The organism is Leifsonia stereocauli, assembly GCF_038432415.1.
Classification (GTDB): Bacteria; Actinomycetota; Actinomycetes; order Actinomycetales; family Microbacteriaceae; genus Orlajensenia; species Orlajensenia stereocauli.
Genome location: NZ_JBCAUN010000001.1, coordinates 1,523,371 through 1,545,349, shown reverse-complemented (window position 1 = coordinate 1,545,349; position 21,979 = coordinate 1,523,371). Strand labels below are relative to the sequence as shown.

At 69.2% G+C, this 21,979-nt stretch carries 21 protein-coding genes; 15 read left to right on the top strand and 6 right to left on the bottom strand.

Annotation, left to right across the window (positions count from 1 at the left end):
* Nucleotides 1–33: 33 nt before the first annotated feature.
* Both AADV74_RS07525 and AADV74_RS07520 read right to left on the bottom strand, forming a co-directional pair.
* Nucleotides 34–738, bottom strand: coding sequence for a response regulator transcription factor (locus AADV74_RS07525; RefSeq protein ID WP_342112834.1), 705 nt, complete (start codon nucleotides 736–738; stop codon nucleotides 34–36).
* The gene (locus AADV74_RS07520; protein ID WP_342112833.1) at nucleotides 735–2,453 is read right to left on the bottom strand and encodes a sensor histidine kinase; all 1,719 of its coding nucleotides are present in this window, start codon (nucleotides 2,451–2,453) and stop codon (nucleotides 735–737) included. The genes AADV74_RS07525 and AADV74_RS07520 overlap by 4 nt, the downstream gene beginning before the upstream one ends.
* A 170-nt stretch (nucleotides 2,454–2,623) precedes the next feature.
* Here AADV74_RS07520 and AADV74_RS07515 point away from each other — a divergent pair, with 170 nt between their 5' ends.
* The 7 genes from AADV74_RS07515 (at nucleotide 2,624) to rbfA (ending at nucleotide 11,171) form a co-directional block, all read left to right on the top strand.
* Nucleotides 2,624–3,238 (top strand): PadR family transcriptional regulator, encoded by a 615-nt coding sequence (locus AADV74_RS07515; RefSeq protein ID WP_342112832.1) that lies wholly within the window; start codon nucleotides 2,624–2,626, stop codon nucleotides 3,236–3,238.
* Between the two features lie 109 nt (nucleotides 3,239–3,347).
* Entirely contained in the window at nucleotides 3,348–4,385 is a 1,038-nt protein-coding gene (locus tag AADV74_RS07510) for a hypothetical protein (RefSeq protein ID WP_342112831.1), read from the top strand.
* A gap of 36 nt (nucleotides 4,386–4,421) precedes the next feature.
* The gene (locus AADV74_RS07505) at nucleotides 4,422–6,185 is read left to right on the top strand and encodes a proline--tRNA ligase (protein ID WP_342112830.1); all 1,764 of its coding nucleotides are present in this window, start codon (nucleotides 4,422–4,424) and stop codon (nucleotides 6,183–6,185) included.
* 202 nt (nucleotides 6,186–6,387) lie between these two features.
* Nucleotides 6,388–7,386, top strand: coding sequence for a transcription termination factor NusA (gene nusA / locus AADV74_RS07500; RefSeq protein WP_342112829.1), 999 nt, complete (start codon nucleotides 6,388–6,390; stop codon nucleotides 7,384–7,386).
* A gap of 57 nt (nucleotides 7,387–7,443) precedes the next feature.
* Entirely contained in the window at nucleotides 7,444–7,707 is a 264-nt protein-coding gene (locus tag AADV74_RS07495) for a YlxR family protein (protein WP_082513326.1), read from the top strand.
* A gap of 83 nt (nucleotides 7,708–7,790) precedes the next feature.
* Nucleotides 7,791–10,610: a translation initiation factor IF-2 gene (gene infB, locus AADV74_RS07490; protein WP_342112828.1), complete on the top strand. Its 2,820-nt coding sequence runs from the start codon at nucleotides 7,791–7,793 to the stop codon at nucleotides 10,608–10,610.
* Nucleotides 10,611–10,679: 69 nt separating this feature from the next.
* The gene (gene rbfA, locus AADV74_RS07485) at nucleotides 10,680–11,171 is read left to right on the top strand and encodes a 30S ribosome-binding factor RbfA (protein ID WP_342112827.1); all 492 of its coding nucleotides are present in this window, start codon (nucleotides 10,680–10,682) and stop codon (nucleotides 11,169–11,171) included.
* A 48-nt stretch (nucleotides 11,172–11,219) separates the two neighbouring features.
* Here the strand turns inward: rbfA and AADV74_RS07480 are convergent, their stop codons facing one another.
* Nucleotides 11,220–12,083 carry an HhH-GPD family protein gene (locus AADV74_RS07480; protein ID WP_342112826.1) on the bottom strand — a complete coding sequence of 288 codons (864 nt, stop codon included), beginning with the start codon at nucleotides 12,081–12,083 and terminating at the stop codon, nucleotides 11,220–11,222.
* A gap of 45 nt (nucleotides 12,084–12,128) precedes the next feature.
* On the opposite strand from AADV74_RS07480, the gene AADV74_RS07475 reads away from it, so the two are divergent.
* On the top strand, nucleotides 12,129–12,731 hold the full coding sequence (locus tag AADV74_RS07475; RefSeq protein ID WP_342112825.1) for a nucleoside/nucleotide kinase family protein: 603 nt from the start codon (nucleotides 12,129–12,131) through the stop codon (nucleotides 12,729–12,731).
* A 101-nt stretch (nucleotides 12,732–12,832) separates the two neighbouring features.
* Here the strand turns inward: AADV74_RS07475 and AADV74_RS07470 are convergent, their stop codons facing one another.
* Nucleotides 12,833–13,831, bottom strand: a complete 999-nt coding sequence (locus AADV74_RS07470; RefSeq protein ID WP_342112824.1) for a ketopantoate reductase family protein — start codon at nucleotides 13,829–13,831, stop codon at nucleotides 12,833–12,835.
* Nucleotides 13,828–15,297 (bottom strand): DHA2 family efflux MFS transporter permease subunit, encoded by a 1,470-nt coding sequence (locus AADV74_RS07465; RefSeq protein ID WP_342112823.1) that lies wholly within the window; start codon nucleotides 15,295–15,297, stop codon nucleotides 13,828–13,830. The genes AADV74_RS07470 and AADV74_RS07465 overlap by 4 nt, the downstream gene beginning before the upstream one ends.
* A gap of 81 nt (nucleotides 15,298–15,378) precedes the next feature.
* Between AADV74_RS07465 and AADV74_RS07460 the strand changes: the two genes are divergently transcribed.
* The 5 genes from AADV74_RS07460 to AADV74_RS07440 are packed head-to-tail and all read left to right on the top strand — an operon-like array spanning nucleotide 15,379 to nucleotide 18,792.
* Nucleotides 15,379–16,041: a TetR/AcrR family transcriptional regulator gene (locus tag AADV74_RS07460; protein WP_342112822.1), complete on the top strand. Its 663-nt coding sequence runs from the start codon at nucleotides 15,379–15,381 to the stop codon at nucleotides 16,039–16,041.
* The gene (gene truB / locus AADV74_RS07455; RefSeq protein WP_342112821.1) at nucleotides 16,038–16,955 is read left to right on the top strand and encodes a tRNA pseudouridine(55) synthase TruB; all 918 of its coding nucleotides are present in this window, start codon (nucleotides 16,038–16,040) and stop codon (nucleotides 16,953–16,955) included. The genes AADV74_RS07460 and truB overlap by 4 nt, the downstream gene beginning before the upstream one ends.
* Nucleotides 16,952–17,320, top strand: coding sequence for a hypothetical protein (locus AADV74_RS07450; RefSeq protein ID WP_342112820.1), 369 nt, complete (start codon nucleotides 16,952–16,954; stop codon nucleotides 17,318–17,320). Before truB ends, AADV74_RS07450 begins: the two co-directional genes overlap by 4 nt.
* Nucleotides 17,321–17,347: 27 nt before the next feature.
* Nucleotides 17,348–17,866, top strand: coding sequence for a hypothetical protein (locus AADV74_RS07445; protein WP_342112819.1), 519 nt, complete (start codon nucleotides 17,348–17,350; stop codon nucleotides 17,864–17,866).
* A complete protein-coding gene (locus AADV74_RS07440; protein WP_342112818.1) occupies nucleotides 17,863–18,792 on the top strand; it encodes a bifunctional riboflavin kinase/FAD synthetase in 930 nt (309 codons plus the stop codon). Before AADV74_RS07445 ends, AADV74_RS07440 begins: the two co-directional genes overlap by 4 nt.
* Before the next feature lie 31 nt (nucleotides 18,793–18,823).
* Here AADV74_RS07440 and AADV74_RS07435 read toward each other — a convergent pair whose 3' ends face one another.
* Complete coding sequence (locus tag AADV74_RS07435) at nucleotides 18,824–19,495, bottom strand: maleylpyruvate isomerase N-terminal domain-containing protein (protein WP_342112817.1); 672 nt, start codon at nucleotides 19,493–19,495, stop codon at nucleotides 18,824–18,826.
* 23 nt (nucleotides 19,496–19,518) lie between these two features.
* Between AADV74_RS07435 and AADV74_RS07430 the strand changes: the two genes are divergently transcribed.
* Together AADV74_RS07430 and AADV74_RS07425 are read left to right on the top strand one after the other, a co-directional pair.
* Entirely contained in the window at nucleotides 19,519–20,754 is a 1,236-nt protein-coding gene (locus AADV74_RS07430; protein WP_342112816.1) for an MFS transporter, read from the top strand.
* Between the two features lie 276 nt (nucleotides 20,755–21,030).
* On the top strand, nucleotides 21,031–21,978 hold the full coding sequence (locus tag AADV74_RS07425; RefSeq protein ID WP_342112815.1) for a sugar-binding transcriptional regulator: 948 nt from the start codon (nucleotides 21,031–21,033) through the stop codon (nucleotides 21,976–21,978).
* The last annotated feature ends 1 nt before the right edge of the window (nucleotide 21,979 follow it).

The following is a 21,979-nucleotide window of genomic DNA, read 5'->3' as shown; positions in this document are numbered from 1 at the left end:
CGGTGTCGGGCCCTCACCCGTGTCAGCGACCGCTCACTGCCGATCTTCTCCTGCAGCGCGTTCACCGCCGCTCGCCCGAGGAGCGAAGCGATAGCCGAGCCCGCGCACCGTCTCGAAGTAGGCGACCCCGATCTTGTTGCGCAGGTATCGCACGTAGACGTCGACGACGTTGGTTCCCGGGTCGTGGTCGTATCCCCACACAGTGCGCAGCAGTTCGTCGCGGCTGAGGACCCGATTCGGGTTGCGCAGGAACTCCTCGGCGAGCGCGAACTCCCGTGCCGACAGCTCGACTCTCACGCCGCCGACGGTGATCCGCCGGGCGCGCACGTCGAGCTCGAGGTCGCCGGCAACGACGAGGGGGGCATCCGTCGTCGGCATCGCATCCCGCAGGCGGGCACGGATGCGGGCGAGCAGCTCGTCGAAGCGGAACGGCTTGGCCATGTAGTCGTTGGCTCCGCCCTCGAGGCCGGCGACGGTGTCCGAGCCGGAGTCGCGCGCCGTCAGGATGATCACCGAGACGCCGATGCCCTCCGCCCTGAGCAGCCGCAGCACCTCGAAGCCGTCGAGGCGGGGCAGCCCGATGTCGAGCAGCACCAGGTCGAAGCCGCCGGCCCGCACCTCGGCGATCGCGGACTCGCCGTCGGCGACGGTCACGACGTCGTAGCCGGCAGCGCGCAGTCCCTTCTCGACGAATGACGAGATGCGCTGCTCGTCCTCGGCCACCAGGATGCGGCTCATCGGCGACGCCCCTTCCCGGATCCCTTGCCCGGCCCGATGATGGCGTCGAAGTCGACGCCACCATCGGGCCGGGCGCCGCCGTGGTCTCGGGGAGTCGTGTGGTGCTCCGACACGTCGTCGACGGCGGCGACGGATGCGGCCTCGGCACGGGGCGGCGGAACCGGGTCGACGGCAGCGACGGATGCGGCCTCGGCGGAGCGCGGCGGTACTGGGTCGAGCTCCGCGAACGCGGGACCCACCTCATCGTCCTCTGCGTCCACCTCGGCCGGTGGTGCGTCGCCCTCGGCCAGCGGGAGCCTGATGGCGAACCTCGATCCGGAGCCGGGAGTGCTGTCGAGCTGCACGGACCCGTTGTGAGCCTCAGCTATCGCGGCCACGATCGCGAGGCCGAGTCCGGACCCGTCGATTCCCCGGCCCTCCTGCACCCTGGTGAAGCGGTCGAAGATGCGCTCCTGCGCATCGTCGGCGATGCCCTCGCCCTCGTCGAGCACCCAGAGTTCGACGGCCGGGTGGCCCGCTGCATCCGTCACCACTGTCGAGCCGATCTCGATCGGGGTGAAGGTGGCGGAGTACTTCGCCGCGTTGTCGGCCAGCTGCAGCCAGCCCTGGGTGAGGCGGGCGGCGTCGACGGATGCCTCCACCTCGGCCACGTCGCCGAGGAGCCAGGCGTGGGTCCCGCTCAGCATCGACGCCTTCTGGTGCACCATCTCGGTGAGCTCGGCGATGTCCGTGGGGGAGGCGCGCACGAAGTCCGGATTGCGGCTCTTCACGAGCAGCCCGATGTCGACGACGAGGTTGTCCATGCGATCGAGCTCGTCGATGGCGATGTCGCGGGTGGCCCGCACCTCGTCCGGCTCATCGGCGTCCATCAGCTCGAGGTGGCCGCGGACTATGGTGAGCGGCGTCTTGAGCTCGTGGCTCACGTCGTCGAGCAGACGGCGCTGGCTGAGGAAGCTGTTCTCGAGGCGGTCGAGCATGGTGTTGACGGTGCGGGTGAGGTCGGTGACATCGTCGGTACCCGAGACCGGGATGCGCTCCGAGAGGTCGGAGACCGAGATCCGGGCGGCAGTCTCGCGCAGGGAACGGATGGGGCGCAGCAACCGCCCGGACACGACCCATCCCACGAGGCCGATCGCGACGAGGGCTCCTCCCGCGACGATGGCGTAGGTGGTGAACGCGTCGCGCACCTCGGCCAGCTCAGCGCTCACGTTGTAGGCCGAGACATAGAGGCCGATCTGCGGGTCGCCGTCGATCGACACCGGAACGACGATGTAGCGCAGGGTCCCGGCGTCGGCATCGATGGTGCCGACGACGGCCTCGTCACTGCGGGCATCGGCGAGCACGCGGGCGAGGAACGCAGGGTCGTCGTCGAGTCGGAACGGCAGATCGGCAGCCGGCACCAGGGCGGCAGCTCCGTCGATGACCCCGACTGTGCTCTCGTTGGTGTCGGGGATGATGCGGGCCATCGCCGTGTTCAACAGGTCGCGCACGCTCGACGGCAGCTCGCCGTCGGCATCTCCCGTCGTCGCGGCGAGCCTGATGTCGTCGGCTGTTCCTGCGAGACGGGTGTCGATCTGGGCCAGCACCCGTTCCCGCTGCACGAAGATCGTGACCACGCCGGCGACGGTCATCCCGATGGCCGTGACGACGAGGATCGACACGACGATGCGCATGCGCACCGAGCGCGCGACATCGCGCAGCCGGATCGACTCCATCCGCCAATTATCGTGACCTGCGGCTCCGCGCGCTGATGAGAGACCTCACATGATCGATGGGAGTTGACAAAGATCATTCATCGATATATCGTTAACCCATCGTTGAAGTTCAACGACGACTCTTCCAGAGCCACCCTGTCCCGACAGCGGGAGAAAGGATGTCAGCGCTCATGAAACGCGAACATTTCGAACACCCATTCACGACCGGCCGTCAGCTCCACGAGGGCGCCCGGTTCCACCACGATGATGCCCGCGGCCGAGACCGCGGCGGCTCCGGCTTCGGCCCTGGCGGCTTCGGCCCCTGGGGCGCTGCCGGCGCCTGGGGCGGCCCGGGCGGCGGTCGTCGGCGCCCCAAGGGCGACGTCCGGGCGGCGATCCTCTCGCTCCTCGGCGAGAACGACTCCCTGAACGGCTACGCCATCATGAAGGCGATCGGCGAGAAGACCGACGGCAGCTGGCGTGCCAGCCCGGGCTCGGTCTACCCGACGCTGCAGCAGCTCGTCGACGAGGGACTGATCGTCCCGAAGGGCGAGGGCCGCGGCACCGAGTTCGGCCTGACCGACGAGGGACGCGCCTACGTCGCCGCGAACACTGACGAGCTCGAGAAGGCGTGGGCCTCGGTTCCGCGCCCGAGCGAGTCTGCGACGGAGCTCTTCGAGACCGTCGGCCGTCTCATGGGCGTCGTCGGCCAGTTCCGGCACGGCGCGACGGATGCCCAGCGCACCGCCGCCATCGAGAAGCTCGATGAGGCGCGCCGCGCCCTGTACCTGATCCTCGCCGACTGAGTCGACGGGAATCACGCTGCGCCATCACCCCTTCTGGGGTGGTGGCGATGCACGATCGTGACGGGAGCGGCTCCGGCCGCTCCCATTCTCGTTGCTAGCGTCGACGATCATGAAGTCTCTCGTCGCCGGCGTCGCCGCCGCGCTCCTCGTCGGCACTCTCGCCGGATGTGCTCCGTCAGCCGAATCCTCGGTGCCGACGGCGACGGCGGCGGCACCGGCACCGCGACCGACCCCGATCACGGCAGCACCCGCCGTGTCGGTGCCCGCCATGCCCAGGGCGGCATTCAAGGCCGACTGCACGGTGGTCGCCACGGACGCCGAGGTCTCGGATGCCATCGGCGGGCCGGTCGTAGCGGAGCCGTACTCCGGTGACGTGATGCCGGACTGGATGGTGCAGAGTCTCGGTGGCATCCGCTGCGCGTGGACTCCCGCCGACGGGATCGGCGCATGGGTCACTGTCATTCCCGTTGCTGCGGCGGGCCAGGACATCGTCGATGACGCCGGTGACGGTGAGCCCGCCTGCTACGGCGGCGAGTTCGACGCGGGCTACCAAGACGCCTGTTCCTTCAGCACGACGGTCGGAGAGTGGTGGTACGCGGGCGTCGTCTACACGGCGCCGGACTCCGGCATCGATGCGACCGACGCCATCGACGAACTCGTCGCCGACCTCGGCACTAGGGCGGCGGCGCACGCTGCGGAGGTACCGGCGAACCTCGACGGGGCCTGGACGGACACCCCCGACTGTGATGCTCTCGATGAGAGTGTCGACACGACCCCGATCGGCCTCGACCTCGAGGCTGTGGTCGGCAATCAACCCGAGGAGGCCGGACCTGGTTTCTGGGGTGCCGTCGCGGCCACCGGCGAGCAGACCTGCTACTGGGAGGAGAGCGACGGTGTGGCCCTGGCGACGACCGAAATCCTTCCGGGAGGGTGGTGGGTCATCGACCGGCAGTCCCAGGACACGGGTGCCGCGCCAGTGGCCATCGACGGCGCCCTGCGCGCCCTCAGGGTGCCTGACGCCGACGGCTCGGCCAGCGAGACCCTCTACGTCACCGACGGTGTCAACCTCGTGACAGCCCGGGGTACTCTCGACGCCGAGCAGCTCGGCGCCCTCGCCGTCCTGGTCATGAACGGCGTCGCCGGCTGAGACCGGGCGGCATCCGTCACTGCGTAAACTGACCGGGTGCCTACACGTCTCACCAACTACTTCCTCCGCACCCTCCGCGAAGACCCCTCCGACGCCGAGGTGACCAGCCACCGCCTGCTCGTGCGGGCAGGCTACATCCGCCGTCAGGCTCCCGGCGTGTTCGCCTGGCTGCCGATCGGCCTGCGGGTCAAGGAGAAGATCGAGCGCATCATCCGCGAGGAGATGACGAACGCCGGCGCTCACGAGGTGCACTTCCCGGCCCTGCTGCCACGCGAGCCCTATGAGGCGACGGGGCGCTGGACCGAGTACGGCGACGGCCTGTTCCGCCTGCAGGACCGCAAGGGCGCCGACTACCTGCTCGCGCCCACGCACGAGGAGGTCTTCACCCTGCTCGTCAAGGACCTCTACAACTCCTACAAGGACCTGCCGCTGTCGATCTACCAGATCCAGGACAAGTACCGCGACGAGGCGCGCCCTCGCGCCGGCCTCCTCCGCGGTCGCGAATTCACCATGAAGGACGCCTACTCCTTCGACTACACGGATGCCGGCCTCGACGCGAGCTACCAGGCCCAGCGCGACGCCTACGAGCGCATCTTCACCCGTCTCGGACTCGAGTACGTCATCGTGAAGGCCGATGCCGGAGCCATGGGAGGTTCGAAGAGCGAGGAGTTCCTGCACCCGACAGTCGTCGGAGAGGACACCTTCGTGCGTTCGGCCGGAGGCTACGCGGCCAACGTCGAGGCGTACGTCACCGAGGTTCCGGATGCGCTCCCGATCGACGGCCTGCCCGCTGCCGTCGTGCTCGACTCCCCGAACACGCCCACGATCGCGACCCTCGTCGATCTCGCGAACGCCGAGTACCCGCGCCCCGACGGCCGGGCGTGGACCGCTGCGGACACGCTCAAGAACGTCGTGCTGGCGCTCACGCACCTCGACGGCACTCGTGAGCTCGTCGCCATCGGCCTGCCCGGCGACCGCGAGGTCGACATGAAGCGCATCGAGGTGGCCTTCGCCCCGGCCGAGGCCGAGCCGGCGACCGAGGCGGACTTCGCCAAGAACCCCGCCCTGGTCAAGGGCTACATCGGCCCGTGGTCGCCCACCGGTGCCGTGCTCGGCGAGGAGTCGGCCTCAGGCGTCCGCTTCCTGCTCGATCCCCGAATCGTCGACGGCACCGAGTGGATCACCGGCGCGAACCTCGACCAGAAGCACGTCTTCGGTCTCGTGGCCGGTCGCGACTTCACAGCCGACGGCACCATCGAGGCGGCAGAGGTGCGACCGGGCGACCCGGCTCCCGATGGATCCGGCCCCGTCGAGCTCGCGCGCGGCATGGAGATCGGCCACGTCTTCCAGCTCGGCCGCAAGTACGCCGAGGTCCTCGGGCTCAAGGTGCTCGACGAGAACGGCAAGCTGGTCACGGTCACGATGGGCTCCTATGGCATCGGCGTCACGCGCATCCTCGCGATCATCGCCGAGGGCAACAACGACGACAAGGGCCTCGTCTGGCCCGCCGCAGTCTCGCCATTCGACGTCTATGTCCTGGCAACGGGCAAGGACCCCGCTGCGTACTCCGCCGCCGAGCAGGTCTGCGCCGCCATCGAGGCCACGGGCCGGTCAGTGCTCTACGACGACCGCCCCAAGGTCTCGCCCGGCGTGAAGTTCGGCGACGCCGAGCTCATCGGCATCCCGAAGATCGTGATCGCGGGCCGCGGCGTCGCCGAGGGCGTCGTCGAGCTGTGGGATCGGGTGACGGGGGAGCGCACTCCCGTCGCCATCACCGAGGTGGCCGACGCCCTGGCCTGAGGCATCCGCTCGTCCGCGATGACGAGCGAGATGCGGAACGGGACCGTGCGGGCAATCGCACCGGTCCCGTTCCTCGTGTGCGCGGGCGCGGGTCGGGGGAGACGGTGACGAGTGCCCCCGGAATCCGGTAGCGTAGAAGATCGGCTCGACGCATCCACGTCGGCGAAAAGTTAATACGAGATCTGAATAGAGGAGGCCGGAGATGGACATCGACCTCGGCGTACTGCGTCTGATGGAACGTGAGAAGGAGATCCCCTTCGACGAACTGGTAACCATCATCGAGCAGGCGATCCTCACGGCCTATCTCAAGCACGTGAACCCCAACGCGCACGGCCACATCGACCCGGCCGGCGCTCGAGTCGAACTCAACCGCAAGAGCGGTCACGTCTCGATCTTCATCCCCGAGATGGATGAAGAGGGCAACATCATCGGCGAGGCCGAGGACACCCCGGACGACTTCGGTCGCATCGGTGCGTTCGCCGCCAAGCAGGTCATCAACCAGCGCCTGCGCGACATCGCCGACGACGCCATCCTGGGCGAGTTCCGCGGACGTGAGGGCGACATCGTCGCCGGCGTGATCCAGCAGGGACCGAACCCGCGCATGATCCACGTCGACCTCGGCACCGTCGAGGCGATCCTGCCGCCCGAGGAGCAGGTTCCGGGTGAGGACTACGCCCACGGCTCTCGCATCCGCGTCTACGTGACGAGCGTGTCGAAGGGACTCAAGGGTCCGCAGATCACCGTCTCGCGCACCCACCCCGCCCTCGTGCGCAAGCTGTTCGCACTCGAGGTTCCCGAGATCGCCAGCGGCGTCGTCGAGATCGTGTCGCTGGCCCGCGAGGCCGGTCACCGCTCGAAGATCGCGGTGCGTGCCATGGAGCCCGGCGTGAACGCCAAGGGCGCCTGCATCGGCGAGCTCGGCCAGCGGGTACGCGCCGTCACGGCAGAGCTCAACAACGAGAAGATCGACATCGTCGACTACTCCGACGACCTTCCCACCTTCGTCGCCAGCGCGCTCTCACCGGCCAAGGTCACCAGCGCCTACGTCGTCGACGCCTCGCTCAAGGCCGTGCGCGCTCTCGTGCCCGACTACCAGCTGTCGCTCGCCATCGGCAAGGAGGGCCAGAACGCCCGGCTCGCCGCCAAGCTGACGGGCGCGAAGATCGACATCCAGCCCGACTCGATTCTGGAAGACGACTGACCTTCAGGATCGTTGCTGCCGTAGCGGTACGGCGGACCCCCAGCCCATAGGTGTAAAGTGGAACCCGTTAGAACGTGCATCGGATGCCGTTCGCGCGCCCCGAGGTCCTCACTTCTGAGGATCGTCGCCGGGGAATCAGAACTCGTGGTCGATGAGACCGCCGTCCTGCCCGGCCGAGGTGCGTGGCTGCATCCGACGGACTCGTGCTTCCAACTCGCACTCCGCAAACGGGCCTTCGGGCGTGCTCTGCGGGTGAGCGGGAACCTGGATGCATCCCCTTTAGAGAACAGGCTGAACGGCACAGTGATCACTAATGAGTGACAACTAATGAGCGGCTCGAAATGAGACCCGTCCGTCTTTAATGGTCTGCCCCTGTTCGGGCGCAGGCCCAGAACAGGAGAATTGTGGCTGCAAATCCACGCGTCCACGAGATCGCAAGCGAACTCGGAGTGGACAGCAAGATCGCCCTTGACAAGCTCAAGGAAATGGGCGAATACGTCAAGGGACCGTCGTCGAGCATCGCACCGCCGGTCGCTCGCCGTCTGAAGGCCGCCCTCGAGGCCGCCGGTGTCGCCAAGCACGACGCCCCCGCCCCGGCAGCCCCCGCTGCCAAGGCCGCCCCCAAGGCTCCGGCTCCGGCCGCCCCGAAGGCTCCGGCCCCCGCTGCCCCGGCTCCCGCCGAGGCTGCGACTGACGCTCCCGCCGGCCCCGTGCCGACGGCGCCGAAGACCGTCGCCGAGCGCCAGGCCGAGGCAGAGCAGAAGGCTGCTGCCGAGAAGGCTGCCGCCGAGGCCGCCGCTGCCGCCGCGAAGACCGAGGCTGCTGCTCCGGCTGCTGCCGAGGTCGCACCCGAGGCCGCCGCATCGTCGGCTCCGCGTCCCGGTGCCCCCAAGCCCCCCGCGGCTCGACCGGGCAACAACCCGTTCGCATCGAACCAGGGCATGGGTCAGCGACCCACCAACATCCCGCGTCCGGGCAACAACCCGTTCGCCAGCGCCCAGGGCATGGGTCAGCGACCCTCGCCCACCCCCGGCAACATCCCGCGTCCCGCGGCACCCCGTCCCGGCGCCCCGCGCCCCGGCGGACCCGGCCAGGGACCGCGTCCCGGTGGCTTCGGCCAGCGTCCGGGCTTCCAGCAGCGCCCTGGTGGCGCTGGTGCCGGTGCCGGCGCTCGTCCGGCCGGTGGGGGCTTCCAGCGTCCCGGTGGCGGCGGCGCACCCGGTGCCGGTGGCGGCTTCGGCGGCCCGCGTCCCGCGGGTGGCGGCGGTCGTGGCCGTGGCCCCGGCGGTGGAACCGCTGGTGCGTTCGGTCGCGGTGGCGGCAAGAGCAAGGCTCGGAAGTCGAAGCGTACGAAGAGGGCCGAATTCGAGATGCGGGAAGCCCCGTCGCTCGGCGGCGTGAGCGTTCCCCGCGGAAACGGCACCACGCCGGTTCGTCTGCGTCGCGGAGCATCCATCTCGGACTTCGCCGACAAGATCGACGCCAACCCCGGTGCACTGGTCACCGTGCTGTTCCACCTCGGTGAGATGGCCACGGCGACCGAGTCGCTCGACGAGGCCACCTTCCAGGTGCTCGGCGAGGAGCTGGGCTTCAAGATCCAGATCGTCTCGCCCGAGGAAGAGGACCGCGAGCTGCTCGAGGGCTTCGACATCGACCTCGATGCCGAGCTCGACGGTGAAGGCGACGAGGACCTCGAGATCCGTCCGCCCGTCGTCACCGTCATGGGTCACGTCGACCACGGTAAGACGCGCCTCCTCGACGCCATCCGCAAGGCGAACGTCGTCGAGGGCGAGGCCGGTGGCATCACCCAGCACATCGGTGCCTACCAGGTCTGGACCGAGCACGAGGGCCACGAGCGCGCCATCACCTTCATCGACACCCCGGGTCACGAGGCGTTCACCGCCATGCGTGCTCGTGGTGCGCAGGTCACCGACATCGCGATCCTCGTGGTCGCGGCCGATGACGGCATCATGCCGCAGACGATCGAGGCCCTGAACCACGCCCAGGCGGCCAACGTGCCGATCGTGGTCGCGGTCAACAAGATCGACAAGGCTGACGCCAACCCGCAGAAGGTGCGCCAGCAGCTCACCGAGTTCGGCCTCGTGGCCGAGGAGTACGGCGGAGAGGTCATCTTCGTCGACGTGTCGGCCCGCAACGACATCGGCATCCAGGACCTCCTGGACGCCGTGCTGCTCACAGCGGATGCCGGGCTCGACCTGCGCGCGAACCCGAACAAGGACGCCCGCGGTGTGGCCATCGAGGCCAAGCTCGACAAGGGACGCGGCGCCGTGGCGACCGTGCTCATCCAGTCGGGTACCCTCCGCGTCGGTGACTCGATCGTCGCCGGCACCGCCTACGGTCGCGTTCGTGCGATGGCAGACGAGGACGGCAACGCCGTGCTCGAGGCCTTCCCGTCGCGTCCGGTGCAGGTGCAGGGCCTCTCGAGCGTTCCCCGCGCCGGTGACACCTTCCTCGTCACAGAGGAGGACCGCACCGCGCGTCAGATCGCCGAGAAGCGCGAAGCCGCAGAGCGCAACGCCCAGCTGGCCAAGGCCCGCAAGCGCATCTCGCTCGAGGACTTCACCCGTGCACTCGAAGAGGGCAAGGTCGAGTCGCTCAACCTCATCATCAAGGGTGACGTCTCCGGTGCCGTCGAGGCACTCGAGGAGTCGCTGCTCAAGATCGAGGTCGACGACAGCGTTCAGCTCCGCATCATCCACCGCGGTGTCGGTGCGATCACGGAGTCGGACGTCAACCTGGCCACGATCGACAACGCGATCATCGTGGGCTTCAACGTGCGTCCCGACACGAAGGCGCGCGAGCGCGCCGCTCGCGAGGGCGTCGACATCCGCTTCTACTCGGTCATCTACAACGCGATCGACGAGATCGAGAGCTCGCTCAAGGGCATGCTCAAGCCCGAGTACGAAGAGGTCCAGTCCGGTGTGGCCGAGATCCGCGAGGTCTTCCGCTCCTCGAAGTTCGGCAACATCGCCGGTGTCATCGTGCGATCGGGAACGATCACCCGAAACGCCAAGGCCCGCGTCATCCGCGATGGCGTCGTCGTGGGGGACAACCTCGCGATCGAGTCGCTGCGTCGCTTCAAGGACGACGTCACCGAGGTGCGCACGGACTTCGAGGCTGGTATCGGTCTCGGCAAGTTCAACGACATCCAGATCGGCGACGAGATCGAGACGATCGAGCTCAAGGAGAAGCCGCGGGTCTAGTCTCAGTGCGTGGTGGGCCGGACCTCGGTCCGGCCCCCACCCTGTGGCACCCGTGGAGAGGAGTACGACATGGCTGATCCGGCACGCGCCAGGAAGATGGCCGACCGCATCCAGGTGATCATCGCGAAGCGCCTCGAGCGCGGCGTGCGCGATCCCCGTATGGGGTTCGTCACCATCACCGACGTCCAGGTGACGGGCGACCTTCAGCACGCGACGGTGTTCTACACGGTCTACGGCACCGACGAGGAGCGCACCGACACGGCCGCGGCCCTCGCCGCCGCAACCGGAATGCTGCGCAGCGAGGTCGGCCGGAACATCACGGCCAGGCTCACGCCGAGCCTGCAGTTCCAGCTCGACGCGATCCCCGAGAATGCGGCGCTCATCGAGGGTCTCCTCAAGGAGGCCCGCGAGCGCGACACTGCAACGACGGAGCAGGCGAGCACGGCGGAGTACGCCGGCGACGCCGACCCGTACGTGAAGCCGCGCGAGCTCGAGGACGACGAGGACCTCGACGTGGCTGATGCCGCCGTCGAGGCCGAGCAGGCCGACGAGGCCCGCTAGCCCAGAGCAACGACAGAAGCCGCCGACCCTCCAGGTCATGCCCGGGCGCTACGGCAGCACGTATCCGCTCGCCGTCGAGACTGCGAGCCCGTCTGCCAGGAGGCCGGCGATGGCGCGGGCGAGCTGCGCCTCATCGGTCCAGAGCGTGGCGATCTCGGCATCCGTCACCGCACCGTGGGCGGCCCGTAGCTCGCGCATGATGAGCCCCCGAACCTGGCGGTCCGAACCGGCGAACTTCTTCTGCACGGGGGTACGCGGGCCGTCGTACTCGGGGTAACCGGCCGCGCGCCAGGCGCAGAGATCGGCGACGGGGCAGGAGTCGCAGCGCGGCGTGCGAGCCACGCAGACGAGCGCTCCGAGCTCCATCATGCCGGCGTTGAAGACGCGCGCCTCGACGTCGTCTGCCGGGAGGAGCGCGTCCATGTCGGAGAGGTCGCGCTTCGCCGGGGGAGCGGCATCCGCTCGCCCGTGGACAGCCCGCGCGATCACGCGTCTGGTGTTGGTGTCGACAACCGGATGCCGCTCGCCGTAGGCGAAGACGGCCACCGCCCGCGAGGTGTAGTCGCCGATGCCCGAGAGGGCGATGAGGTCGGCGATGTCGGCGGGCACGGTGCCGTCGTGCCGCTCCGTGATCTGCACAGCAGCCTGATGCAGCCAGAGCGCCCTGCGCGGGTAGCCGAGGGTCGCCCATGCGCGCACGGCCTCGCCAGGCGGGACGGCGGCGAGATCGGCCGGTGCGGGCCAGCGCTCGAGCCAGGCCTCGAGGTGCGGGATGACGCGGTTCACGGACGTCTGCTGAAGCATGAACTCGCTCACCAGCGTTCCCCAGGCGGTGAAGCCCGGCCGGCGCCACGGCAGGTCGCGGCCGGTGCTGCGGAACCAGTCGTTGACGGCGGTCGCGAGGGGAGACATCCGTTTCAGCCTAGGTGAATCGGCGAGCGCAACTAGGCTCGGGACATGGAGCTCGTGACCACCCCTCGCATCAGGTATCTGCGGTCGCTCGCCGATGAGATCCTGCACAACTACGGGCGCGGTCGCACAGTGGTGGCGATCGATGGGCCGGTGCGCAGCGGCAAGACCGAGTTCGGCGACGACCTGGCCGCCGTCTTCACGGAGCGCGGGCACCCGGTGTTCAGGGCGAGCCTCGAGCATTTCCACCGCTCGCGCGAGGAGCAGGCCGCGTTCGGACCGGAGACGGCCGAGCGCTATTACAGCTACGGCTTCGACTACTCGTTGCTGCGACGCGTGCTGCTCGAGCCGTTCCGTCTGGCGGGCAGCACGGGATTCGTCACCAAGGCATTCGACCCGACGCGCGACGACCGGATCATCCCGAAGTGGATCACGGGTCCGCCGGATGCCACTCTCATCGTCGACGGACGCTTCGCCCACCGCCCCGAGTTGCGGCCGCTGTGGAACTGGAGCGCCTACCTCGACGACGAGCCCACGGACGAGGCCGACATCCTGTACTCGGTGAAGGAGCATCCGCGCCGCTTCGCGACCGCCGTGATCGACAACACCGAGCGGTCGAGGCCGCGACGCCTGTTCCTCGACAGCTGCTGAGCGAACCCCGGTCGCCGAGGCCCGGACGGAGTCCGCGGCCGAAGCGCAGCCCGACGTTCGCGCCCGTCGAGGGCGCTTCGGGCGGTCGTTTCGCTCGGCCCTCAGCGAACGGCGATGCGCCGCAGCACCTCGTCGCGACCGATCGAGGTGCCCGACGCCTCGACCTCGTGCACCTGCTCCACGATCGCCGCGTTCACGGGCGCCTTCGCCCCCGCGGCATCCGCCTCGCGAACGATGGCGCCGTTGAGGAAGTCGATCTCGGTGCGCTGTCCGCGTCGCAGGCTCTGCAGTGTCGACCCGAGGTTCGGTACGGAGCCCATGCGCACGCCCATCGAGCGGGGCAACGCCTGCCCGAGAACAAGCGGCAGTCGTGAGAAGAATCGCAGCCGGGAGTCGCTGAGACCCTGCAACGATCCGAACCTGATGCCCCGGGCCATGCCCGTGCGCACGGCCTCGCGCATGCTCGCCGTGAGCACGCGTCGCAGACCCCTGTCGGCGATGATCTCCTGCACGCTCAGACCCGTGATCGCGGGCAGGCCGTTCAGCATGTTGACGACGAGCTTCGTCCACTGCGACCCGATGAAGTCGTCGACGGCGATGACGGGCACCGCCTCCGAGAGCACGGCGGCCCAGCGCTTCGATGCTGGGTCGGCCGGCCCCGAGCCGCGCCCGAGATAGGTGGCTGCCCGGGTCGTGACGCGCACGACGCCGGGCTCGGTGTAATTCGCCGCGATGATCGACAGTGCCCCGAAGCAGTCGGAGTCCGGCAGGAGACGGGTCGCCGTGCGAACCCCGTCGAGGCCGTTCTGCACCACGATCACGGGCGAGCCGTTCACGACGGCGGCGTTCGCCGCGATGGCGTCCTCCGCGTCCTGCGCCTTCGTGCAGACGAGCACGAGGTCGAATGCACCGGAGAGGGTCGGGGCGGCATCCGGATGTCCGTGGCCATCTCCGAAACCACCCGAGAGTCGGATGGCCCCGGCCCGGATGGCGGCGAGCCCCGACCCGCGGGCGGTCACCTGGATCTCGTGGCCGGCCCGTTCGAGCAGCACCGCGAAGGTGCCTCCGAGCGCGCCGGCCCCGATGATCCCGATTCTCATGCCTTCGAGGTTACGGCCTCCCGAACGACAGGCTCGAACGCGGCATCGGTCGGCGTCGATGGGACGTCGGATGCCGTGTGGGTGCCTCGACCGGCCGGAAGGAACAGCGCCGCGATGACGGCGAGCAGCAGCACCGCGGCACCGGTGAACACGGCCGGGATCGCCGCGTCGACGTAGCCCGTCGGGGTGAGCTCCCCGCCAGCACCCACGAACACCGCCGTCAGGACGGCGACGCCGAGGGCGATGCCCACTTCACGCAGGGTCGAGTTGGTGCCGGACGCCTTGGCGGTGTCGGCCTCGGGCATCGACGCCAGCACCGCGGTGGCGCTCGGGGCGAAGACGAGGCCCATGCCCACTCCGGCGACGATGAACGGCGCCACGAGGGTGGCGTACGACACGTCGGCCGAGAGCGTGAGCCCCAGCCAGGTGAGCGCGATCGCCTCGAAGGCGAGCCCCGTCACGACGAGCGCACGGGTGCCGACGCGGGCCGAGAACAGGCCGGCGAGAGGGGCGACCACCATGGGGGCGAGGGTCCACGGCATGGTCTTCACTGCAGCACCCAATGGCGAGTCTCCCTGAACGATCTGCAGGAACTGGATCAGGATGAAGATGGTTCCGAACATGCCGAAGCTGAAGGCGAAGCCGACGATGTTCGCGACGGAGAAGCTGCGGTCACGGAACAGCCGCAGCGGCAGCAGGGGAGCGGGGGTGCGCGACTCCCAGAACAGGAAGACCGCGAGCAGGACGGTTCCGAGGCCCAGGGCGCCGAGCACCTCGGCGCTGTCCCAGCCGGCGTCGTTTCCGCGCACGATCCCGAACACGATCCCCAGCACCCCGAGGCCGGCCAGGAGCACGCCGACGACGTCGACCCGCAGACGGGCACCCAGGGTGTTCGGCAGGGCGAGGAGAGCGAGGGGCACCGCGATGATGCCGATCGGGATGTTCAGCCAGAAGATGGCCTCCCAGTTCCAGCCCTCGATGACGGCGCCGCCGACGAGCGGGCCCGTGGCCACACCGAGTCCGGCGACGCCGCCCCAGATGCCGATGGCGGCCGGGCGCATTCTGGCCGATACGGATCCGGCGATCAGAGTGAGCGAGAGCGGCATGATGCCGGCGGCGCCGAACCCCTGCACGGCTCGGGCGGCGATGAGCTGCCACGGTTCCGTGCTGAGCGCCGCCATCACGCTGGCGAGGGTGAAGATCACGATGCCGGCGACGAAGACGGTGCGGCGACCGATGCGATCACCGAGGGCGGCCGCCGCGAGGATGAACGTCGCGAAGGCGAGGGTGAAGGCGTTAACGAACCACTGGAGCTCCTCGATGGAGGCACCGAGGTCGAGGCGGATCGCGGGCAGGGCGTTGGTGATCACGAGGTTGTCGAGGGTCGCCATGAACATGGGCAGGCTCGCGGCGACGATGGCGAGCCACGTCGGAACGCGACGGGCGGTTGCGGACAGCGAAGACATCGGGTGTAATCCTTCGAGCGATGGTGTTCTCAAGAGGTAATCGGATGATTACAAGATGGACATTAGTTATCGACTGATAACATGTCAAGCATGATCCGCTCAGCCCCCTCGTCATCGTCCGTCGACGATCGCCTCCCGGCCAGCCGCATCCCGGCCGCCGAACGGCGCGAGCTCATCCTCGACGCGGCGACGAACGTGTTCGGCGAACTCGGCTATGCAGGAGCGACGACCGACCAGGTGGCGAAGGCCGCAGGCATCAGCCAGCCGTACGTGGTGCGCATGTTCGGCAGCAAGGAGAACCTCTTCGTCGAGGTGATGGAGCGCACGGGCGACCGCATCCTCGAGGTGTTCCGCGCGGCGATGGCCGACACCGACGACCCGCGCCCCGTCAGTGCACGCATCGGCGCCGCCTACGTCGACCTGATCGAGGATCGCGGCATCATGCTCTCCCTCATGCAGGGATTCATGCTCGGCTCCGATCCGCGCATCGGGCCGGTCGCCCGCGCCGGCTTCATGCGCATCTACAAGGCACTCCGCGACGAGGGCGGCTTCGAACCCGTGCAGATCCGCGAGTTCCTCGCCGAGGGCATGCTCATCAACACCCTGCTGGCCACCGGTATCACCGAGAGCCTCGACGAGGACGCCGACGCGATCGAGCTGCTCACCTGCACCTTCGGCGACAAGCTCGCCCTCGTGCGCGACGGGCTGGCCGGCAACCCCGCGCTGATATCCTCGAAGGCGTGACTTCCAGCGGCATCCTGCTCCTCGACAAGCCGCAGGGCTGGACCAGCCACGACGCTGTGGCCCGCACGCGGCGCCTGGCCGGCACGCGCAAGGTCGGGCACGCCGGCACCCTCGACCCGATGGCCACAGGTCTCCTGATCCTCGGCATCGAGAGCTCGACACGACTGCTCACCTACATCGTCGGTGTCGACAAGGAGTACACGGCCACCATCAGGCTCGGTTCGTCGACGACGACCGACGACGCTGAAGGCCAGGAACTCGGCAAGGCTCGTGCTGCAGCCGTCGACGCCGTCACGGCCGATGACATCCGCCGGGTGATGGGCATCCTCACCGGCGAGATCGAGCAGGTCCCGAGCGCGGTCAGCGCCATCAAGGTCGACGGCAAGCGCGCCTACGCCAGGGTACGCGCCGGGGAGACCGTCGAGCTGAAGGCGCGTCCTGTCACGGTCTCGACCTTCGAACTGCTCTCGACGACGCCTGTCGACGGCTACCTCGACCTCGAGGTGCGCGTCGAGTGCTCGTCGGGCACGTACATCCGGGCCCTCGCGCGCGACCTCGGCATGGGCCTCGGCATCGGCGGCCACCTCACCGCGCTCAGGCGCACGCGGGTGGGACCGTTCCGGGTGACGGATGCCGGCGAGCTCGAGACCGTCGACGTCGCGTCGGCGCTCATCCCGCCTGCCGAGGCCGCGCGTCAGCTGTTCCCCGTGTTCGACCTCACCGAGCAGGAGGCCATCGACCTCGGCCACGGCAAGCGCATCACCCCGGAGGGCGATGCGGCACCGGCATCCGGAACCCTCGCCGCCATCGCTCCCGACGGACGCCTCGTCGGACTCATCGAGTTCCGCGGTGCCTCGTACAAGAGCATCGTGAACTTCCCGACGGATGCCGCGTCCTCGACGGACGCCTCGTGATCGCCTGGTTCGCCGGCGTGCAGATCGCCGTGGCCGTGGTCGGCGCCCTGCTCGCGATCGTCCTGGGCTTGATCGGACGCAAGCCCAGCGACCTGACGATGGGTCCGCTCGTCGTCGTCGAGCTCCTGCTCATCGTCCAGATCATCATCTCGATCGTGGCTCCGCTCGTCGGGAACGAGCCGAGCGGCAGCCTGCTCGAGTACTGGGTCTACCTCATCTCGGCCGCGCTGCTGCCCGTGGCCGGCGGCTTCTGGGCGCTCATCGAGCGCTCCCGCTGGAGCACGGTCGTCATCGGTGTCGTCTGCCTGGCCGTGGCGATCATGGTCTACCGCATGACCCAGATCTGGTTCGTGCAGGGTCTGTAGTCTTCGCTTGCAATAATTGGAGGCGACATGCCTGACACGATCGCCCCGCGCAGCGCGGATGCCGCCACCCCGCCCACGCCGCGCATGAGCGGAGTGGGTCGCGTGCTGGTCGCCGTCTACGGCATCCTGGCCCTCGCCGCCACCGGACGCACCGCCGTGCAGATCATCGAGCGCTTCGACGAGGCCCCCGTCGCGTTCACCCTGTCGGGGCTGTCCGCGCTCGTGTACATCGTCGCGACGATCTCGCTCGTCGCTCCGGGACGCGTCTGGTATCGGGTCGCGTGGATCGCCATCACCTTCGAACTCATCGGCGTGCTCGTCGTCGGCACCATCACGCTCGTCGCCCCCGACCTTCTCGGAGCTGGAACGGGGAACCCGTTCGGGCGCACCTCCACCGTCTGGACGCTGTTCGGCGCCGGCTACCTGTTCATCCCGCTGGTGCTCCCGATGCTCGGCCTCTGGTGGCTGGCGAAGCACCGGCCGGCGCCCGAGGCGCCCGAGCCCTCTGCGGCCGTGACGCCGGGCGCGCCAGGAGCCGCCGCATGATCGTCTACGACGGCCTGGGCGCCGTCCCGGCCGACAGACCGGCATCCGTCGTCACCATCGGCAAGTTCGACGGCGTGCACGCAGGCCACCGCGCCGTCATCGATCGACTGCGCGCGACGGCTGACAGCGACGGCCTCGCCGCCGTCGTGGTGACCTTCGATCGCAACCCGCTCGCCCTGCTGAACCCCGAGAAGTGCCCGGCCTCGCTCGTCAGCACCGATCAGAAGCTCGAACTGCTGGGGGAGACCGGCGTCGACGCGACCCTGCTGGTGGCCTTCGACGAGGCCTTCGCCGCGCAGAGCCCCGAGGACTTCGTGCGCCGGGTGCTGGTCGACGGGCTCGGCGCCCGCCGGGTGCTCGTCGGCAGCGACTTCAGGTTCGGTGCGAAGGGCGCCGGCGACGTCGCGCTCCTCGGCGAACTGGGAGCCGCATCAGGATTCACCGTCGACGTCATCGACGACGTGCGGCCCGACGGCGAGCACCGCGTCTCATCGACCTGGATCCGCAGCCTGCTCGACGAGGGCGATGTCGCGGCCGCCGAGGCACTGCTCGGCCATGTGCCGTCCGTGCGCGGGGTCGTCGTGCACGGGGCAGCTCGCGGCCGCGAGCTCGGCTTCCCGACGGCCAACCTGTCGCCGGAGTCGGAGGGGCTCATCCCGGCCGACGGCGTCTACGCCGGCCACCTCATCGACGGCGGCGTTCGCTACCCCGCTGCCATCTCGGTGGGAAACAACCCGACCTTCGAAGGCGTGCCGCACAAGCAGGTCGAGGCGTACGTGATCGACGAGGACCTCGACCTCTACGACCATGTCGTGACTGTCGAGTTCGCCCACCGCATCCGGGGCATGTGGGCCTTCACGGGCATCGACGCGCTGATCGAGAAGATCCAGTCCGACGTCGACGCGGCCCGCGAACTCCTGACCTGACCGGAGCCGGTCGGCTCGGCAGACGTCGGCGTCAGGCGCCGGCGCCGGAACCCGGTGCTCTGTCGCTGCGTTCGTAGAGGAACAGCAGGATCGCCTCGGCCGTGTCGCTCATGGCCGGTCCGCGGCCGAAGCTCCACTCGGCATCCGTCGCCGTGAGGGAGCGGTCGCGGATGACGGCCTTGATCTCGGTGGGCCCGTTCAGGGCTCGTCGCAGGGCGACGGCTCCGGATGCCGCAGGGCGAAGCGGCAGCACCGCCCCGAGCGGTCCGGTGATGTCGAGGCCGCCGACGACGGCGATCGCGAGCTCGCGGATGCTCGTGCGTCCGATGTCGGCGCGCTTGTCGATGGCGATGGCGCGCAGGGCGGCGATGAGTTCGACGGGGGGCAGGTCTGCACCTCGCCGGGCGAACGACTCCGACACCCGGCGCTGGCTGAAGCCGTTCTCGACGAGGGCCAGCGACGTGGCGCGCACCAGTTCACCCGTGGGCACCGCGAGACGCCACGACAGGTAGCCCGCGACGTCGCGCACGCTCCATCCCGGATGCAGGCTCGGGGTGTCCAGCGCGGCAGGCGACTGCACGGCGAGAAGGTCGGCGACGGCCTCGAGAACGGCGGCGATGTCGGCGCCCCAATGACTCGAGACACCGGTCTCGTCCTGCGGGGGCCTGGCGCTGAGCGGGAGGTACCGTGCGAAGTCCGCCATGACCGCCAGCCTAGACTGGATCGGTGACGACGACCCAGCAGCGACCGCTCTGGGCCGGTCGTACCCTCGCCCTTCTCGGCATCCTCCTCGTCGCTCTCGACCTGCGCACGGCCGTGGCGGCGCTCTCGCCCATCGTCGACGAGATCAACGCCGAACTGGCACTCACGCCCACCATCATCGGCGTGCTCGGCATGCTGCCGCCGGTCTGCTTCGCGGTGTTCGGCATCCTCTCGCCCGTGTTCACCAGGCGGTTCGGGCTTGAACGGGTGCTCATCGCCGCCATCATCGCGATGGTGGTCGGCCACCTGGCTCGCGGGTTCGCTCCCAACGCGGTGCTGCTGCTGGTGGGTAGTGCGATCACCTTCGCCGGGCTCGGGGTGGGCAATGTTCTGCTGCCGCCGCTGGTGAAGAAGTACTTCCCCGACAGGGTCGGGCTCGTCACCTCGGTGTACGTGACACTGCTGAGCTTCAGCACGTTCATCCCGGCGCTCGTCGCCGTGCCCGTCGCGGACTCCGCTGGCTGGCGCGTCTCGCTCGGCATGTGGGCGATCTTCGCGTTCGCCGCCCTCATCCCGTGGGTGGCCCTCGTCGTCCGGCACCGCACGGGGTCAGCCGACCCGCAGCCCGAGCACGCCGAGGCGACGCTCATGGGCCGGGTCTGGCACTCGTCGATCGCGTGGGCGCTCGCCGTGGTGTTCGCCGTGTCGTCGCTGAACGCCTACGCGATGTTCGCCTGGCTGCCCAGCCTGCTCGACGACACAGCGGGCACGACGCCCGCACAGGCCGGCGCCCTGCTCTCGCTGTTCGCCGCGATGGGGCTGCCCGCCGGGCTGCTGATTCCCTGGCTGGCAACGCGGATGCGCAACGTCGGCATCCTCGTCTACGCCGGGGTCGTGTTCTTCCTCGTCGGCTATCTCGGGCTCCTGCTCATCCCGGCGACGGCGACCTGGCTCTGGGTTGCCTTCGCCGGTGCCGGACCGCTCCTGTTCCCGCTCGCCCTCGTCCTCATCAACCTGCGCACCCGCACTCACGCCGGATCCGTGGCCCTCAGCGGCTTCGTGCAGGGCATCGGCTACACGATCGGCGCTATCGGCCCCCTGGTGGTCGGCATCCTGCACGAGACCAGTGGCGGCTGGACCGTTCCGCTGGTATTCCTCATGGTGACGGCGGTGGCCGGAGCCTTCGCCGGGGTCGTCGTCGCGCGGCCGCACCTGCTGGAGGATGCGCATGAGCGTCGCCAGCGCCGTCGTTCCGAGTAGGCCCGCCCGCCCACCCGCTCGCTGAGGCCCGGACGAAGTCCGCGGTCGAAGCGCTCCTCGGTGTGCCTCCCGCACCCGCTTCGGGCGGTCGCTTCGCTCGGCCCTCAGCGAGCAGGTCTGGCTTCGCTCGGCCCTCAGCGAGCAGGAGTGGCTGCGCTCGCGGCCTACTCAACCAGCGAATGCTGCTCATATGAGCAAACATGCCTACGAGTGTTGAAACGCGCACGCACCCTGCCTACGCTGGAGGGGACGGCAACGCAGTGCAGGAGGTGGCCGATGATCGAGTCCGACGAACTGCTCAGCATCCGCGCGGCCGAGCTCTACTACGAAGAGGACAAGACCCAGGACGAGATCGGGTCGATCCTCCGCCTCACCCGCTGGAAGGTGGGTCGGCTCCTCGCGCAGGCGAAGACCAACGGCTTCATCCGCATCGAGATCGTGCATCCGCGCGCCCGCCGGCTCCCCATCGAGCGCCGCCTCCGCGAGGAGCGCGGCCTGAAGGACGCCATCGTGGTCTCCACGGCAGGCATCACAGGCGAGGAGGAGCTGCAGGCGCGCACGGCACAGGCCGCGGCCGACTACCTCGCCTCCATCCGTCCCATCCCGCGCACCCTCGGCATCTCGTGGGGCCGCACCCTGTACGAGGTCTCCGAGCATCTCAAGGACGGCTGGTCGACCGGCGTCAACGTCGTGCAGATCAATGGCGGCGTCAGCCTCAACCGCCGCGCGGGCACTGCAGCCACCACGGCTGTCACCATCGCCCAGAAGGCCGGCGGCCAGGCCACCCTGCTGCCGAGCCCCGCCATTCTCGAGAGGCTCGAGACCAAGCTCGCCATCGAGGGCGACCGCGCCGTCTCGGCCGTGCTCGAGATGGCTGCGAGTGCCAACGCCTACCTCTACTCGGCAGGCACGGCCGATGAGCACTCCGTGCTGGTCGACAGCGGCTACCTCACCGTCGACGACGTCCACGAACTCGTGCGCAAGGGCGCTGTCGGCGACGTCGTCGGCCGCTACATCGACGCCGACGGCAACATCGTCGATCCCAGCCTCGACGCGCGCACCGTCGGCCTCTCGCACGACAGGCTCCGCGCATCCGACCGCAGCATCGCCGTTATAGCCGGAGCCGGCAAGCACGCCGTCGCCAACGCCGTGGTGCGCAGCGGCCTCTGCACCGTGCTCGTCACCGATGAGGCCACCGCCATCAGCCTGCTCGACGAGCACTGAC

What these genes read in the sequence shown, in the direction of transcription:
- AADV74_RS07525 (WP_342112834.1), bottom strand. Translation starts at nt 738, where the DNA reads ATGAGCCGCATCCTGGTGGCCGAGGACGAGCAGCGCATCTCGTCATTC.
- AADV74_RS07520 (WP_342112833.1), bottom strand. Translation starts at nt 2,453, where the DNA reads ATGGAGTCGATCCGGCTGCGCGATGTCGCGCGCTCGGTGCGCATGCGC.
- AADV74_RS07515 (WP_342112832.1), top strand. Translation starts at nt 2,624, where the DNA reads ATGAAACGCGAACATTTCGAACACCCATTCACGACCGGCCGTCAGCTC.
- AADV74_RS07510 (WP_342112831.1), top strand. Translation starts at nt 3,348, where the DNA reads ATGAAGTCTCTCGTCGCCGGCGTCGCCGCCGCGCTCCTCGTCGGCACT.
- nusA (WP_342112829.1), top strand. Translation starts at nt 6,388, where the DNA reads ATGGACATCGACCTCGGCGTACTGCGTCTGATGGAACGTGAGAAGGAG.
- rbfA (WP_342112827.1), top strand. Translation starts at nt 10,680, where the DNA reads ATGGCTGATCCGGCACGCGCCAGGAAGATGGCCGACCGCATCCAGGTG.
- AADV74_RS07480 (WP_342112826.1), bottom strand. Translation starts at nt 12,083, where the DNA reads ATGTCTCCCCTCGCGACCGCCGTCAACGACTGGTTCCGCAGCACCGGC.
- AADV74_RS07475 (WP_342112825.1), top strand. Translation starts at nt 12,129, where the DNA reads ATGGAGCTCGTGACCACCCCTCGCATCAGGTATCTGCGGTCGCTCGCC.
- AADV74_RS07470 (WP_342112824.1), bottom strand. Translation starts at nt 13,831, where the DNA reads ATGAGAATCGGGATCATCGGGGCCGGCGCGCTCGGAGGCACCTTCGCG.
- AADV74_RS07465 (WP_342112823.1), bottom strand. Translation starts at nt 15,297, where the DNA reads ATGTCTTCGCTGTCCGCAACCGCCCGTCGCGTTCCGACGTGGCTCGCC.
- AADV74_RS07460 (WP_342112822.1), top strand. Translation starts at nt 15,379, where the DNA reads ATGTCAAGCATGATCCGCTCAGCCCCCTCGTCATCGTCCGTCGACGAT.
- AADV74_RS07445 (WP_342112819.1), top strand. Translation starts at nt 17,348, where the DNA reads ATGCCTGACACGATCGCCCCGCGCAGCGCGGATGCCGCCACCCCGCCC.
- AADV74_RS07440 (WP_342112818.1), top strand. Translation starts at nt 17,863, where the DNA reads ATGATCGTCTACGACGGCCTGGGCGCCGTCCCGGCCGACAGACCGGCA.
- AADV74_RS07435 (WP_342112817.1), bottom strand. Translation starts at nt 19,495, where the DNA reads ATGGCGGACTTCGCACGGTACCTCCCGCTCAGCGCCAGGCCCCCGCAG.
- AADV74_RS07425 (WP_342112815.1), top strand. Translation starts at nt 21,031, where the DNA reads ATGATCGAGTCCGACGAACTGCTCAGCATCCGCGCGGCCGAGCTCTAC.